This is a genomic window from Rhodocyclaceae bacterium, from assembly GCA_020248265.1.
Taxonomy (GTDB): Bacteria; Pseudomonadota; Gammaproteobacteria; order Burkholderiales; family CAIKXV01; genus CAIKXV01.
Map to the genome: position 1 here is coordinate 21,262 of JADCHX010000018.1, position 15,689 is coordinate 36,950.

The following is a 15,689-nucleotide window of genomic DNA, read 5'->3' on the forward strand; positions in this document are numbered from 1 at the left end:
GGTCTTGAGTTTTGCATCTCCGATGCAAAACTCAAGACCTGACCCCACCCCCACCCCCACCTCCTGGCGCCAGTATGCGCTCGAGCTCGGCCCTGAGTTGCTCCACCCCGATGGGCTTGGTCACGTAGCCATCCATGCCTGCAGCCGTACAACGCGCGCGATCCTCGGCCATGGCATTGGCCGTCAGTGCGACAACCGGCAGGCGCGGCCTTCCCTGAGCGGCTTCATCGCCGCGAAGCGCCCGGACGGCGGAAAGCCCGTCCATGCCCGGCATCTCCATATCCATCAGCACGAGGTCGTACCTCCCCGCCACGATGCGTGCGAGGGCGGAGTGCCCGTCATCCGCACTGTCGACGAGGAGGCCCATCCGTTCCAGGAGAGCTGTCGCGAGCGTGCGGTTGACCGCGTTATCGTCGACCACAAGCACGCGCCGCCCGGCCAGCCAGGCCGTTGCGCGCAGCGACGGCACCGGATCGGGGTGGCTTGTCGAAGCGGGCGCTGGGTCGGCCGGTGCCGGGCGCAGAGGCAGTCGGCACCGGAAACAGGTACCGACCCCGGGCGTGCTCTCGACTTCGATGTCGCCGCCCATCGCGCGCAGCAGGTCGCGCGTAATCAGCAGCCCGAGGCCAGTACCGCCGAACCTGCGGGCAACACTCTCGTCGGCCTGCGCGAACGCATGGAAGATCCGGCCGCGTGCGGCTTCGTCCATTCCGATGCCCGTATCGCGCACGCTGAACTGGAGCATGTCCTCGCCAGCGGTCAGGTGCAGCGCCACGAAGCCGCGCTCGGTGAACTTGACCGCATTGGCGAGCAGGTTGATGAGTACCTGCCGCAAGCGCGTGGGATCACCGAGCACGCGCCTCGGCACGTCAGGGGCGATGACCGTTTCGAAGGCCAGCCCCTTTGCGGCAGCCTGACGGTCGATCATGGTCACCACCGCTTCTATCGTGTCCGGGAGATCGAACGCGACGACCTCGAGCACCATTTTGCCCGACTCGATCCTGGCCTGATCCAGCACCGTATTCACGAGTTCCAGCAGATGATCGCCAGCCTTGGCGATGAGTTGCACCTGGTCGAGTTGTGTCTGCGTGAGCCTTTCGCTCTCGAGCAACTGTGCGAAGCCGATGATCGCGGTCAGCGGCGTGCGCAATTCGTGACTCATCCGCGAAAGGAATTCCGACTTGGCGAGCATGGCGGCTTCCGCCCGCTCCTTCGCGAGCAACATCTCCCTTTCGCGTCTGGCCAGTGCCTCGGCCCGCTGGCCCTCGACGTACCGCTGCAGCGCGTGAGTGACCACTGGCAGGAATCGCTGGAACAGAGTCTGTGCCTCCGGGTCGGACAGTCGTCGACCTCCGCCGCACAACACCAGCCAACCCGGAGCGCAAGGCTGGTCCCCTGCGTCCGGACCCACCCGACCGCAAAGCAGCACCTGGGGCAGACGTTGCGAACGCGGCAGTTCGAAGGCTTCCACCAGGGTGGAGGTGTCCGCAACCATGCGCGAAGGCCTCCTGCCCAGATAGGCCAGGAAAGATGGTCGCTCCAGGAGTTCGAGGAATCCGGGTTCGGCTCCGGCTCCACGGGCCTCGGCACGGTCGGTCCCATCGCAGGCGTGAATCGCGACAGAAGGCGTGTCCATCGCCTTCGAAAGACAGTCGACGACGAGTTGTGGCAGGCGATTGCCATCGCGCTCCTTGACCAGCGTCTCGAGCGCGCCAGCGAGCGCGTCGCTCGCGCGGCGCATGCGCTCGTCGCGTGCGCGCAGGTTCGCCAGTTCGACCAGCGCGTTGCTCAGGTTGGAATCTGGCATGGACATCCGGAGCGCCCTCAGCCGCGGACGAACGTCACCATGGAGATCATGAGGTTGCCGTGCCGGTTGTCGCCGGCCAGCACCGGCCCCTGTTCGCCGAAGGTGAACGCGGCGATGAACGGAACACCGGGCATGCATTCGTTGAGCGAGCGGCGTACTTCGTCGATGCGATCTTTCACCGTCAACATGCAGCCCGCGCAGAACACGAGAATCATCCCTGCCACCTGCGCCTTGTCGATCTCGCCCATGCGACAGGCCGACTCGACGACCAACGCCGGACGCTCGAGCAGGTCGTCGGCGGTGCCGCTCATCAGGACCAGTTCATCGTCTACCGCCACGTCGGTGAACAGCGTCATGGACCCATCTGCATCGAGCGTTTCGGGATGCGATAGCAGGTAGATATCCGTGCCCCCGATCGCCAGCATGCGCCGCCCGAGCGGCCATAACGCGGTCGCCATGAGAATGTTGACCGCGCCGACATCGGGCCGGACGACGGCGCCGCGGGTCCAGCCAGCGTACACATCGGCAGCCGGCCGGCCGTCGATCTCGAACACGCGTCGTCCGGCGCAGCGCGTGATGCGCCCGCGAAGCCCGGTCGGAACATAGCCGGAATGGAAGGCAGCACCGATGGGCGTCGATGGAAACAGCACGGACACCACCATTCCGTTACCGAAGGCCGCGCCATCCGACATGACCTGCCATTTTCCCTCGATGGCATTGTCGGCCGCCGAGCCGCCGACGATCGGGGTCGACACGCCCACCACTTCTTGCAGCCCGGCAATGACCGCCTCTTCGTGACCAGGGGTACTGGATATCCAGACCATGGCCGGGGTTTCGCCCGTCCGGTCGGCATTCGCCAGCGCCTTGCGCACCAGGGCGGCGGCTGCGGCGCTCGGCGCATCCCCCAGTTCGCCGCAGGCGGTGCCGTAGTCGCCATCCGCGTCGGCGACGGCAAGCAGGCACAGGCCTGGCTCCTGCCCGGTGTGCGTGCCAGTCTCGATCATGCTGCCCAGACAGGAAGTGGCGGCATGGATGCGCACCTGCGGCCAGCGCGCCTGTACCGCCGCGCCCGCTACGCGAAGGTCATGGCGTGCGTCAGCCTGGATCATCAGGTAGCCGGGGGAATCCATCCCTTGCGCGACGACCTGCTCAATGCAACGCGTGGCGGCATCGATCGTGGACGGAGCCTCGGAAGCGGCCGTTGCAATGCGGAGCATCGAAGCATCCTGAGAACGATAATAGGCTGACGGATCGTAACATTTCTCCAGCGCAGTCAGTTTCGACGATTCGCCATGACCGGGACGCGGGCAGCATGGCCGCTGCCGACCCTGCGGTGGATGCAGTGGGAGTGGTCGGACAGACGACCCCCCGCTCAATCGAACCTGAGGCCAAGTTCCTTCACCACGCGCCGGGTGCTCGCGAGTTGCTCGGCGATGAACTTCGCGAACGCCTCGGGCGTGTTGGCGACGCCCTCGGCACCGACTTCCAGCAACTGGCGCTGCACGTCGGCCATGCCGACCGTGTCATGTACCGCCTTGTTCAGCCGCTGCACGACCGGCTTCGGCAATCCGGCCGGACCGAGCAGGCCGAACCAGCCCGCAGCGGCATAGTTGACGCCCGATTCGCGTACCGTCGGCACATCCGGCAGCAGCGCGGAGCGTGCCGCCCCGCCAACCGCCACCGCGCGCAACCGGCCCGCCTTGACCTGCGGGATGCTGCCGGCCATCGGTCCGAAGTAGAACTGGGTCTCGTTCGAGACCGTCGCCGCGACAGAGGGTGCGCCGCCCTTGTACGGCACGTGCACCGTAGCATTGGCGATACCCGCGGCACTGACGAAAAGCGCGATCGCGAAATGGCTGGTGGACCCTGTGCCGCCCGATGCATAGTTGAGCGTGTTCGGCTTCGCTTTCGCCAGCGCGACCAGGTCCTTCACGTTGCTGACCGGCAGCGTCGGGTTCACCACCAGCAGGTTCTGCGAGATCGCGAACAGCGAGATCGGCGTGAAGTCGCGTACCGGATCGTACGAGAGCTTCGGCGAGATCACCGGTGAGAACGAGTGCGTCGAGATCGAACCGGCGAGAAGCGTGTAGCCGTCGGGCACTGCGCGTGCGGCGATCTCCCCGCCGATGGTGCCGCCGGCGCCGCCGCGGTTGTCGATCACCATCGGCACGCCGAGTACCTCGGCGAGCCTGTTCACCACGATGCGCGCGATCACGTCGTTCGCGCCGCCCGGCGGATTAGGGGAGACCAGCCGAACCGGGCGCGACGGATAGGGCTGCTGTGCCATCACCGTGGCCGGCACCGGCAGGGCCATCGCCACCGCCAACACGGACGCGCCGGCGATGGTGCGCCGCGCGCTGCGGGTTGCAATGCATTTCATCGATCTGTTCCTTCAGGTTTCCAGCGGCAGGCGCACGGCCTGCCCCGATCGGGCCGACCGCTCCATCGCGATCGTCGTCTCCAGGTTGACCAGCGCCGCGTCCGGGCGGCAGTGCGGCGTATCCGCACCGGTCACCAGTGAATCGAGCCAGCTGCGCGTCTCGTTGCCGAGCGGCCCCCAGAAGTCGCCCAGCGCCCAGTCACCGGCGGTGTTGCTGCCGAGAAAGGCGAACGGCACGCCGTGGTCGGGCACGTAGGCATGCGGGATGCCCTTCTCGGAATAGATCAGGTGGTCCATGTGGTCATCGTCGATGATCATCGTGCCTTCCGTGCCCAGCAATTCGACCCGGTCGGACTGGCCCAGCGTCGGGTACTGCGCGGGCAGCGCATAGCTCACGCCGAAGTTGATGACCGCACCGTCGGCGAAGGTGACGATGGCCCAGGTCACGTCGTGCGCACTGTAGCCGGCCTTCTTGAAGATACCGTGCTGGCCGCGCGCGACCACTTCGACCGGGCGATTGCCTTCGAGGAACCAGCACATCAGGTCGACGTAGTAGGTGAGCACGTCGAGCACCGGCGTGGCATGCGGGTCGCGCTTGAGGATCGAGAACGCCTGCGCGCGCGAGTTGTAGACGCGCGCGAGGCCACCGACGACGGTACCTAGGCGGCCGTGGTTCATCTGCTCCTTCGCACGCAGGAAGCATTCCTTGAAGCGCCGACTGTAGCCGATGCGCAGGTTACCGTTGTTGGCACGGATGGCATCGACGATGCGCTGCGCGTCGGCGAGTTCGAGCGCGATCGGCTTCTCGACAAGCACCGGCTTGCCCAGTTCGAGCGCGCGGATGATCGGTGCCACATGTTCGCCCTCGGGCGTGGACACGAACACCGCGTTGACCTCGGGGCGCTCGATCACTTCGTTGTTGCTGCCGCTGCAGAAGTCGGCCGCAGCGGTCTTCGCCAGTGCCTGCGCGCGCGACGGATCGAGGTCGGAGATCGCGAGGAAGCCGACCGACGGATGCTTTGCTGCGAGGCGCGCGCGCAGGGTGCCGATGCGTCCGGCACCGATGACGGCAACGCCCAGGGGCCTTGTACTCACCGGGTCCTCCTTGATGTGTGGGCTGGGCGCGATGATACGCGCCGGGCACCGCCGCTGCGTCTTGCGGAGCACTCCGGCGGCACGCGCCGCCGCCGATGCCAGCGCTGCCAGCGCTGCCAGCGCATCGCCATCGCGGTTGACCGCCCCCTTCGGGCGCGTCACCATCATCATCGAGGAGGAGTACACCCCATGATGATCGCCCGGACGGCTCTGGTCGCAGAGGATACCCGTACGACCGCTGCTGCGGCCACGGCCGCGCTGCTGCTGCTCGCGACCGGTCTGCCATCGACCGATGCCGAGGCCCAGGCCTTCCCTGCCCGTCCGATACGCCTGATGATCCCGGCCTCGCCCGGCGGGCCGGCCGATATCGTCGCGCGCATCGTCGCGCAGAACTATGGCGAGGCGATCGGCCAGCCGCTGGTGGCGGACAACCGCGCCGGTGCCGGCGGCGGCATCGGCGCGGAAATCGTCGCGCGCAGCCAGCCCGACGGCTACACGGTGATGATCAGTCATTCCGGTCCGCTCGCAATCGAGCCGCTGCGCCAGTCGAAACCGGCCTACGATCCGCTGCGTGACTTCACCGCCTTGTCGCTGGTCGCCGAGCAGGCCTACGTCCTGCTGGTGCACCCGTCGGTGCAGGCGAAGACGGTGCAGGAGCTGGTCGCGCTCGCGCGCGCACGCCCGGGCAGGATGAACTTCGCTTCCGGCGGACCGGGCACCGGCATCCACATGGCGGCCGAACTGTTCAACCTGGTGGCCGGGCTGAAGGTGGTGCACGTGCCGTACAAGGGCGCAGGGCCCGGCATGGGCGCGCTGATCGGTGGCGAGGTCGATCTGATGTTCAACGGCATCTCGTCGGCCCTGCCGCAGGTGCGTGCCGGCAAGCTGCGCGCGATCGCCATGGCCGGCACGAAACGGTCGAACCTGCTGCCAGAGCTGCCGACCATCCAGGAGGCCGGCTTCCGTTACGACACCAGCGGGTGGTACGGATATGTCGGTCCAGCGGGCCTGCCCAGACCCGTGGTCGCGCGCCTGAACGACGCACTGGTGAAGACGCTGGCGACACCGGAGGTACGCGACCGGTTCGCGAGCCAGGGCATCGACGGCATCGCGTCGACGCCGGCGGCGTTCGCGGCCTTCCTGCGCGAGGAGACCGGGAAGTGGCGCAAGGTGATCGACGCGTCGGGGCTCAAGGGCGACTGAACAGCGGGCTATCCGGCGAAGCAGCAGCGCACGCCGTCCCTGCCTTGCGCAGGGCACGCCTGCCGATGCGCGCTAGAATGACCTGTCGGCAGATTCAGCCTGAAGACTTGCCGCCCGTAGAGGAATTCACGCCATGACCCTTGATGTCCGCTCGCTGTTCGGCGCCTGTGCGGCCGTGACCGTCCTGGCCGCCAGTGCCGGGGCCGCATGGGCGGCGGCAGCCGAGTTCCCGAGCAAGCCGATCCGCCTCATCATCCCGTTCGCCACCGGCAGTGCCACCGACGTCTCGGCACGCCTCTTCGGAACCGAGCTCGCGAGACAGATGGGCCAGCAGGTGGTCGCCGACAACCGGGCCGGTGCCGGCGGCGCGATCGGCATGCAGGCCCTGGCCGCGGCAGTACCGGACGGCTACGTGATCGGCTACGCCGGGCCGGGTCCGCTCGCCATCAATCCTGCGATCACGCCGACACTGCCCTACAACGTCGCGCGTGACTTCCAGCCGGTGTCGCAGGCCGTGGAGGCTGCCCTCCTGCTGGCGGTGACGACTGCGCTGCCAGTCAAGGACATCAAGGGGCTGATCGCGCTCGCGCGCAAACGCCCGGGCGAACTGAGCAACGCGTCGGCTGGCACGGGCACCATCGGCCATCTCGCCGGCGAGTACTTCAAGATGCTGACCACCACGAACATCCTGCACGTGCCCTACAAGGGCGGAGGCCAGGCAACGGCAGACGTGATGTCCGGGCATGTACAGATGCTGTTCGATCCGCTCACTGGCGTTGGCGTACATCTGCAATCGGGCCGGTTGCGAGCCCTGGCCGTGACCGGACGCAAGCGGCTGGCCGCCTTTCCAGACTTGCCGACCGTGGCAGAGTCCGGCGTCCCCGGCTACGAGGTGATGACCTGGGGGGGCATCCTCGCCCCAGCCGGCATTCCCCGACCCGTCCTCGACCGCCTGAACGCGGAGATGCAACGGGCAGTCAGGTCGCCGGTGGTCATCGAGCGCTACGGTTCCCTCGGTGCGGTGCCGGTGGCCGGGACGCCCGAGCAGTTCGCGGAACTGATCCGGAGCGAGACCGTCAAGTGGGCGAAGGTCGTGAAGTTCGCGCAGGTGCAGCCGAACTGATCCCGAATTGATCCCTCCGCCCGAGGAGTCGTCCGAAATGCCTTCGCCACGGCACGCACGCCCGGATGTCGCCGCGATCGAAGCGCTGTTCAGCCGTGAGCGCCTCTGGCAGGCGTTCCTGGACATCGAGGCGACGCTGGCGGAGGTACAGGCCGAACTCGGGATGATCCCGCCGGCGGCTGCGGTCGAGATCCGGCGCAGGGCGAACCTTGCAACGATCGGCGCGGCGGCGCTCGCCGCGGACATCGCGCGCACCCGCGCACCGATCCACTCGATCGCGCGCGCGCTGGCGCAGGCCTGCGAGGGTGATGCCGGAGACTTCGTGCACTGGGGTGCAACCACCCAGAACCTGACCCAGACCGGCCGTACCCTGCTGATGCGCGAAGCACACGACGCGTTGCTGGCCCTGCTGGGCGACATCCTCGTCCGGATGGCCGGGCTGGCCGAGGCCAGCGCCGGGATGCTCGCTGCAGGGCGCACGAACCATCGGCATGCGCTTCCGATCACCTTCGGGCTGAAGGTCGCCGCGTGGATCGAGGAACTGCTGCGCCATGTCGACCGGCTGCGCGGCGTGGAGCCGCGGGCGTTCGTCTCGCTGTGGGGAGGCGCCCTGGGGGCCATGCACGCGTTCGGCGAGCATGGGCCTGAGATCAACCGGCGGCTGTCGCAGCGCCTCGGGCTGGCACCGCTCGCGGTGCCCTCGCGCGCCGGCACCGACCACGTGGCGGAGTATGTGATGCTGCTGGCACTGCTGGGCACGACGTTCTCGAAGATCGCGCGCGAACTCTATGCGCTCATGGCCGACGAGATCGACGAGGTGTCCGAGTCGCTCGGCGAGGACGTCGTCGGCTCCAGCACCATGCCGCAGAAGGTGAATTCGAAGGTCGCGGTGCAGGTGATCGCCCTCGCCGCCCGGTTGCGCAGCCAGGTACCGCTGGCCCTGGAGGCCATGCAGCCCACGCACGAAGGCGATGCCGCCAACAACCAGATGATGTACTGGCTGATGGAGGGCGCAGGGCCGCTCGCCTATGCGGTCGCCTGGGAGATGGACCAGTTGCTCGCCTGCCTGCGCCTGCATCCCGACCGGATGCTGCGCAACCTCGAGCGCTCGGGCGAGGCAATCACCGCAGAGAACGCGATGATGATGCTCGCGCCAGCGCTCGGCCGTGGCCTGGCCCACGACCTGGTGCATCACGCACTGGAGGATGCACGCACCGGCGCCGGCTCGCTCCTCGACCGGCTGCTCGCCGACGAGCGCGTACGCCAGGCCGTGGACGAACCGGCGTTGCGCGCGGCGCTCGATCCGGCCGGATACACCGGGCGCAGCGCCGCGATGGCGCGCGAGATGGCTGCGGCTGCCCGCGCGGCCGCGGCCCGGCTGCACAGCGCGGACGGAGGCGCCTCTGCGGCCGGGCAGCCAGGCGTCTGACCCGTCCTCCAGGCCGGCCCGATGCCGGCAGGCGTGGGTGGGGTTCCCCCTGGGCGGCGCCTGCGCCAGCCGAAGCTGACCAGGGGAACCCCACCCACGCCCGCGCGAGGTCAGAGCCGCAGCAGGCGCGCCGCGTTGTCCCAGAACACCGCCTGCTTGCCGGCGTCGTCGAGCACGCTGATCTCGTGCACCACGCCCACCGGGTCGTTGTGCGCGATGTCGAAACAGTAGTCGCTGCCCATCAGGATGCGATCGACGCCGACCAGCTTCACCAGGTAGTCCATCACCTCGGGACAGTAGCTGATGGTGTCGTAGGTGAACCGCTTCAGGTACTCGCTCGGCGCACGCGGCAGGTGCTTGCACTCGGGGCGGACCTTGAAGCCCTGGTCGAGGCGTCCACGCAGGATCGGCAGCGCGCCGCCGGCATGCGGCAGCGACACCTCGAGCGTCGGGAACGCGTCGAGCACGCCGCCGAAGATCAGGTGGGAGGCGGCGATGGCCACCTCGAAGGGGTTGCCGAGCGTGTTGATCAGGTACCACTGCTTGAGGCGCTCGTTGTTGATCATCATCGGATGCAGGAACAGCGGCAGCCCGAGGTCGGCCATGCGTTCGTAGACCGGGAAGAAGCTGCGGTCCGACAGTTCGCGGTCGCGCACCGCAGTGGCCATGTAGATGCCGCGGATACCGGGCAGCTTCGCGGCGCGCTCGAGTTCCTCCAGCGCGAGGCTGGGGTTCTGGAACGGCAGGTGCGCGAAGCCGATGAACCGATCGGGGTGCGCGACATGCGCCGCGCTGATCGCATCGTTGACCGCCACCGACAGCTGCATGCCTAGTTCGTCGTCGGCCCAGTAGACCATCGGCTGGGTCATCGACAGCGCATGCATGTCGATGCCCATGCTGTCCATGTAGGCGAGCCGCTCGCCAAGATCGATGAAGCCCGATGTGATCGGCCCGGTGCGCAGGTTCAGTCCGACCTGGATGAAGCGCGCGCCGCTCGCATCGCTGGTGACCGTGGTGCCGCAGCGGCCACCGTGCTTCGCGACCAGTTCGATGAACCTTTCCGGGAAGAAGTGTGCGTGGGTGTCGATGTTCGGCATGGCAGTACCTCGGCTCGGCGTGGGTCAGTTCGGCGTGACTCAGTTCAGCGTTATCTTCGCGGTGCGCACGACCCGGCCCCACTTCTCGAGCTCGGCCCTTATGAACGCGGCGAAGGCATCCGGCGGCATGCCGCCCGGTTCGGCGCCGTCGGCCGCCAGCCGCTGCCCGACGTCGGGCAGCAGCAATGCCCTGGCGACTTCCGCGTGCATTCGGCCCACGGCCTCGCGCGGCGTGCCCGCGGGCGCGAACAGCGCGTACCAGAAGATCGCCTCGTAGCCAGGTACCCCACCCTCGGCGATCGTCGGCACCTCCGGCATCGCGGCCGCGCGCTTCGCGCCGGTGACGCCGATGGCACGAAGCCGGCCCGAGCGCAGGTATGGCGCGACGGTCAGCGTGTTCGGCGTGGCGAGCTGCACATGGCCGGCGAGCAGGTCTGCCGTGGCCGGGCCGGCACCCTTGTACGGAATATGAACGACGTTCAGGCCAGCCATCGACAGGAAAAGCTCCATCGCCATGTGCAGCGACGTCCCCGCGCCTGCCGAACTGTAGTTGAGCGCACCGGGCTGGGCCTTCGCCAGCGCGACCAGTTGCTTCACCGATTTCACCGGCAGGCTAGGGTGTACGGTCAGCACGTGCGGCAGGGATGCGGCGAGCGTGACCGGCACGAAGTCGCGCAGGATGTCGTAGGGTGGCTGCTTCGCCAGCACCTGATTCAGCACGATCGCGCTGGCCGCCATCAGCTGGGTATAGCCATCCGCAGGGGCACGCGCGACGAACTCGGTGCCCAGGATCTGCCCGGCGCCCGGGCGGTTCTCGACGACCACGGACTGTCCCAGTGCATCGCCCACGCGGCTGGCCAGCACCCGCGTGACGATGTCGGTGCCGCCACCCGGCGAGGTGGGTACGATGATGCGCACGGGCTTTGCCGGCCAGCCCTGTGCAGGTTGCGCCATCGCGGCGCACGGTGCGCACAGCGCAAGCGCCAGCAGCAGCGTACCCGCTGCGGGCCGCTGCGCGGCCAGGGAAGATCCAGTCATCGGTTGCAACTCCTCGTTCGTCACGCTTCGTTCCGCCCTGCTTCGTTCCACCGGAGGTCAGTCCAGTGCCAGCTTCGCGTCGCGCACGACGCGGCTCCATTTCTCGATCTCCGACCTGACATAGGCGGCGAACGCCTCTGGACTCATGCCGCCTGCCTCGGCGCCATCGGCAGCCAGGCGCTTCGCGACATCCGGCGCCTGCAGCGCCTTCGCCGTCTCGGACTGCATCCGGTTCACCGCGTCGCGTGGCGTCCCGGCCGGCGCGAACAGGCCGTACCACTGGATCGCCTCGTAGCCGGGCAGCCCGGCCTCCGCGATGGTCGGCACCTCGGGCAGCCCGGCCGCGCGATTCAGGCTGGTCACCCCGAGCGCACGCAGGCGCCCGGACCGCAGGTGCGGCGCGGCGGTCAGCGTGTTCGGCATCGACAGCTGGACGTGGCCGGCGAGCAGGTCGGCGGTCGCGGGACCGGTGCCCTTGTACGCGACATGCACGATGTCGACCGCTGCCATCGAGCGCAGCAGTTCCATCGACATGTGGGGCGAGGTACCGGCACCAGCGGAGCTGTAGTTCAGCATCCCCGGCCTGGCCTTGGCCAGCGCGATCAACTGCTTCACCGACTTCACAGGCAGGCTCGGATGAACGGTCAGCACGTTGGGCAGGGTCGCTGCGACCGTCACCGGCACGAAGTCGCGCAGGGTGTCGTACGGCGGCTTCCTTGCGAGCACCTGGTTCAGCACGATGGCGCTTGCCGCCATCAGCTGGGTATAGCCATCGGGTGCCGCACGCGCGACGAACTCGGTGCCGAGGATCTGGCCGGCCCCCGGTCTGTTCTCGACCACTACAGACTGTCCGAACACCTCGGCCAGGCGCGCTGCCAGCACGCGCGTGACGATGTCCGTGCCGCCACCGGGCGAGGTCGGCACAATGATTCGCACCGGCTTGGCCGGCCATGCGGGCGCCTGCGCCGCCACGATCGCGGGCAGAAGAACGGCGGCACAGGCCGCCGCCGCTGCAGCGGTCAGGGACCTGGAAGGATTCGAAGAGGCGGTCATGGTGTCCTCACGAGGTTTCGCGCATCGGGCTGCCCGCGTCTCGGGTCACGATGCATTCTTTCGATGGGCGCTGGGCCCGGGTGCGATGCTACTGATGCGAATACAGCTTCAGTCCGGGCACTGGCAGCTCGCAGCGCAGGATGGTGCCGCGATACGAATCGGTGATGTAGAGATGCCGGCCGCCTGGCCCGCCGTAGGCCATGTTGGTCAGCCGTCCGCCGCCGTCGGGTGCGCGGATGCCGTAGAGGAACTCGCCAGCCGGGCTCATCAGCCAGACGATGCCCACCCGTGCATGGCCGACCGCGAGGTTGCCCTTGGCATCCACCGCCAGCCCGTCCGGCCCGTGCATGCCAGGCAGGTAGCCGAACACGCCACACTTGCTGGGCACGCCATCGCGCAGCGGCAGGTGCCACATGCAGTTGGTGCGTGTCATCGCGACGTACACGGCCGACTCGTCGGGCGAGAGCGCGATACCGTTCGGGCTCGGCCCGTTGTCGATCAGGCACTCGAGCTTGCGGTCGGGCGTGGCGCGCCAGACGCGGCCGGTCTGGTCGTGCACGCCCGTCTGTCCCTGGTCGGTGAAGTAGAGGTCGCCGTTGCTGGCGAACACCAGGTCGTTGACGCCCTTGAAGCCCTCCGAGCGCGCATGCGTGATCCACGGCTCGACCTTGCCGGTGGCCGGGTCGCAGGTCATCACGCCGAGCCGGTAGTCGGTGATGAAGAGGCGGCCGTCCTTGTGCACCGCGAGGCCGTTCGGCCAGCCATCGTACTCGGCCGCCACGCTCACCTGCGCGTCAGGGGTGATGCGGAAAATACGCCCGAACGGGATATCGACCACGTACAGGTTGCCTGCGCGATCGAACGCCGGGCCTTCGAGGAAGCAGCCGAGCTTCGACCCCGGATGGTTGGACTCGATCCAGGTCGACGGCTGGCCCGATCTGCCGAGGTGGGCGGGGATGGTCGCGAACACCTCGGCGACGAGTTCGGTCGGTGGATTGAAGAAGCGCATGGGTCTATCCTATTGAAAACGACAATACGAAGCGAGGAGGAGAGCATGGGACACGACCGGCTCGTGCGCGCATTGCTTGCCGGCGTCGCGGCTTGCACGGCGGCGCCTCAGGCTGCCAAAGCCCAGGCGCAGCCGCAGGCCCGCCAGCAGGCGTGGCCACAGAAGGCGGTACGCATCATCGTGCCGCAGTCGCCCGGCGGCTCCACCGACGCGATGGCCCGCCTGCTGGCGGCACGCCTCGGCGAGGCTCTCGGCCAGGCGGTGCTGATCGACAACCGGCCTGGTGCCGGCAGCCTCGTCGGCACCGAACTGGCGGTACGCGCCAGCCCCGACGGCTACACCACGCTGGTGGTGTCCTCTTCGATCACCATCAATCCGAACATGCATGCGAAGCTGTCGTTCGATCCGCAGCGCGACCTGGCGCCGATCACCCAGCTGTCGGCCTTCCCGAACGTGCTGGTGGCCAACATCGCCGTGCCGGTGAAGAACATCCAGGACCTGCTTGCGCTGGCGAAGGCCCGGCCCGGGCAGGTCGCCTACAGTTCCGCCGGCAGCGGCACCGGCACCCACCTGTCGGCCGAACTGTTCAAGAACCTCACCGGCGCCGACCTTCTGCACGTGCCGTACAAGGGCGGCGGACCCTCTGTGAATGCATTGCTCGCCGGCGAGGCGCAGGTCTCGTTCGCCACGCTGCCGTCGGTGCTGCCGCAGGTGCGTGCGGGCAAGCTGCGCGCGCTCGGCGTCACCACGACCCGGCGCAGCTTCGCGCTGCCCGACGTGCCGACGATCGTCGAGGGCGGCGTGGCCGGCTATGAGCATGTCCAGTGGACTGGCTTCCTGGCGCCGGCCGCGACGCCAGCGGCCATCATCAACCGGCTCAATGCCGAAGCAGTGCGTGCGGTGCACAGCCCGGAACTGAAGCCGGCGCTGGCCAGTGAAGGCGCTGAACCGGTCGGCAACACACCGCAGCAATTCGCGGCGATCATCCGCAGCGAGACCCAGCGCATCGCGCAGGTGGTCCGCAAGGCAGGCATCAAGGCCGACTGAGCAGCCTGCGCAGCGCGCGCACGTCGGGCAGCCGGTCGATCGTCCAGATCGCATCGATCAGGCTGGTCGCGCGGCGTGCGCCGAGCGCGGGCTCGAGCAGCGGATGGCACTTGCGCTCCAGATCGGCGCGGTCCATCGGACGCGTCGCGCTGCCCAGCACCGCGCGGGTGTGGTGGCGCACGACCGTGCTGCGTGCCCTGCCCTGAGGCCGCGCCAGCGTGACTTCGACGATCGCCTGCGTGGTCTTCGTCTTCGAAAGCTCGGCACTACCGACCAGCTGCACCTTCTCCTTCAGCGCCAGCACGTCGCGGTCGCGCGAACGGGCCGGATCGTGTGAGGCTTCGAAGCTGATGTCTCGATCGAGCAGCATGATGCCGACCAGGTGCTGCAGGTTGATGTTCGACATCTTCCGGCCGCTGACTGTGCGTGCGCCCTGCTCGTCGACCGTGATGTGCACCCTCTCGACCTCCGACGCCTTGATCGCGTACCGGTCGATCAGCGTCGACAGTGCATCGAGCGGCGCCTGGATCGGGTAGCCGACCGGCCAGCGCTTGATCGCCGTCTGCATGATGTCGTAGCGCGATCCGAGGCCCTTCACGAACTCCTGCGGCCGGATGAACGGCTCGAATGCATGCAGGAAGCCGCGGTCGCCACTGAACACGTCCTCGACCCCGGTGAAACCGGAGGCAACCATGGTCGCCGCAGTCACGCCGTTGCGCGCCGGCATGCCGCCGAAGTCGAATGCCTTTTCGACATGCTCGACATCGCGCGCCCAGCACGACAGGCCGCTCGCCTGCTGCGCTGCGTAGGACAGCAGGTGCCGCGCCTGGCGCACGTCGATGCGGGCGAGCGCACCGGCCGCCGCCGCCGAACCGAAGGTGCCGCCGAAACTGTGCGTCGAATGCCCGGCGCTGCGGAAATGCTCGATACCGAGGGCCATCGACGTGCGTGCGCAGACATCGTAGCCGAGTACGATCGCGCGCAGCAGCTCACGTCCGCTCGACTTCTGCCGCTCCGCCATCGCCAGCGCGGCCGGTACGATGCTGCAGCCCGGATGCACCAGCGCGAGGTAGTAGGCGTCGTCGGTCTCGTCGGAGTGGGCGAGCATGCCGTTGGCCAGCGCGGCATTGACTGCGCTGGTGCGCGTTCCGGTGGTGAGGATGGTCGCCTCGGGCGTGCCACCCATCGCGGTGACATACTCGATCGCTCGCCGGCCCGGCAGCAGCGGTGCACCGGAGACCATCGCGGCGATCGTGTCGAGAAGGTGAAGCTTCGCGCGTTCGTTGACTTCGGCGGGCAGCGTGCGGCGCGGCGTGGCCGCAATGTAGGAAGCCAGGGTCAGCATCAGCGCCGATACCGGCTCGGCAGTACGCCCGGGCTTGCCCGCTTTCTGGTTCATTGCGCGTTC

13 protein-coding genes are annotated in these 15,689 nt (G+C 68.2%); 4 read left to right on the forward strand and 9 right to left on the reverse strand.

Features of this window, described 5'->3' with window-relative positions:
- Positions 1–31 precede the first annotated feature (31 nt).
- The 4 genes from ING98_15660 to ING98_15675 all read right to left on the reverse strand — a co-directional run bounded on the left by ING98_15660 (position 32) and on the right by ING98_15675 (position 5,282).
- Complete coding sequence (locus ING98_15660; GenBank protein MCA3103301.1) at positions 32–1,741, reverse strand: response regulator; 1,710 nt, start codon at positions 1,739–1,741, stop codon at positions 32–34.
- Positions 1,742–1,824: 83 nt separating this feature from the next.
- Positions 1,825–3,024, reverse strand: coding sequence for an FIST C-terminal domain-containing protein (locus ING98_15665; protein MCA3103302.1), 1,200 nt, complete (start codon positions 3,022–3,024; stop codon positions 1,825–1,827).
- Positions 3,025–3,179: 155 nt separating this feature from the next.
- Positions 3,180–4,187 carry a tripartite tricarboxylate transporter substrate binding protein gene (locus tag ING98_15670; GenBank protein MCA3103303.1) on the reverse strand — a complete coding sequence of 336 codons (1,008 nt, stop codon included), beginning with the start codon at positions 4,185–4,187 and terminating at the stop codon, positions 3,180–3,182.
- 12 nt (positions 4,188–4,199) lie between these two features.
- The gene (locus tag ING98_15675) at positions 4,200–5,282 is read right to left on the reverse strand and encodes a Gfo/Idh/MocA family oxidoreductase (protein ID MCA3103304.1); all 1,083 of its coding nucleotides are present in this window, start codon (positions 5,280–5,282) and stop codon (positions 4,200–4,202) included.
- A gap of 189 nt (positions 5,283–5,471) precedes the next feature.
- Here ING98_15675 and ING98_15680 point away from each other — a divergent pair, with 189 nt between their 5' ends.
- The 3 genes from ING98_15680 (at position 5,472) to ING98_15690 (ending at position 9,037) form a co-directional block, all read left to right on the forward strand.
- On the forward strand, positions 5,472–6,485 hold the full coding sequence (locus ING98_15680) for a tripartite tricarboxylate transporter substrate binding protein (protein ID MCA3103305.1): 1,014 nt from the start codon (positions 5,472–5,474) through the stop codon (positions 6,483–6,485).
- A 133-nt stretch (positions 6,486–6,618) separates the two neighbouring features.
- Positions 6,619–7,608, forward strand: a complete 990-nt coding sequence (locus tag ING98_15685) for a tripartite tricarboxylate transporter substrate binding protein (GenBank protein MCA3103306.1) — start codon at positions 6,619–6,621, stop codon at positions 7,606–7,608.
- Between the two features lie 37 nt (positions 7,609–7,645).
- Positions 7,646–9,037, forward strand: a complete 1,392-nt coding sequence (locus ING98_15690) for an adenylosuccinate lyase family protein (protein ID MCA3103307.1) — start codon at positions 7,646–7,648, stop codon at positions 9,035–9,037.
- Positions 9,038–9,147: 110 nt separating this feature from the next.
- Here ING98_15690 and ING98_15695 read toward each other — a convergent pair whose 3' ends face one another.
- From ING98_15695 to ING98_15710, 4 genes are all read right to left on the reverse strand, one after another.
- Positions 9,148–10,134, reverse strand: coding sequence for an amidohydrolase (locus ING98_15695; GenBank protein MCA3103308.1), 987 nt, complete (start codon positions 10,132–10,134; stop codon positions 9,148–9,150).
- 39 nt (positions 10,135–10,173) lie between these two features.
- Complete coding sequence (locus ING98_15700) at positions 10,174–11,172, reverse strand: tripartite tricarboxylate transporter substrate binding protein (GenBank protein MCA3103309.1); 999 nt, start codon at positions 11,170–11,172, stop codon at positions 10,174–10,176.
- 57 nt (positions 11,173–11,229) lie between these two features.
- Complete coding sequence (locus ING98_15705) at positions 11,230–12,225, reverse strand: tripartite tricarboxylate transporter substrate binding protein (GenBank protein MCA3103310.1); 996 nt, start codon at positions 12,223–12,225, stop codon at positions 11,230–11,232.
- An 88-nt stretch (positions 12,226–12,313) separates the two neighbouring features.
- Complete coding sequence (locus ING98_15710; protein MCA3103311.1) at positions 12,314–13,234, reverse strand: SMP-30/gluconolactonase/LRE family protein; 921 nt, start codon at positions 13,232–13,234, stop codon at positions 12,314–12,316.
- A gap of 45 nt (positions 13,235–13,279) precedes the next feature.
- Here ING98_15710 and ING98_15715 point away from each other — a divergent pair, with 45 nt between their 5' ends.
- A complete protein-coding gene (locus tag ING98_15715) occupies positions 13,280–14,281 on the forward strand; it encodes a tripartite tricarboxylate transporter substrate binding protein (protein MCA3103312.1) in 1,002 nt (333 codons plus the stop codon).
- Here ING98_15715 and ING98_15720 read toward each other — a convergent pair.
- Entirely contained in the window at positions 14,268–15,680 is a 1,413-nt protein-coding gene (locus ING98_15720) for an MmgE/PrpD family protein (GenBank protein MCA3103313.1), read from the reverse strand. The genes ING98_15715 and ING98_15720 overlap by 14 nt on opposite strands.
- Positions 15,681–15,689 lie beyond the last annotated feature (9 nt).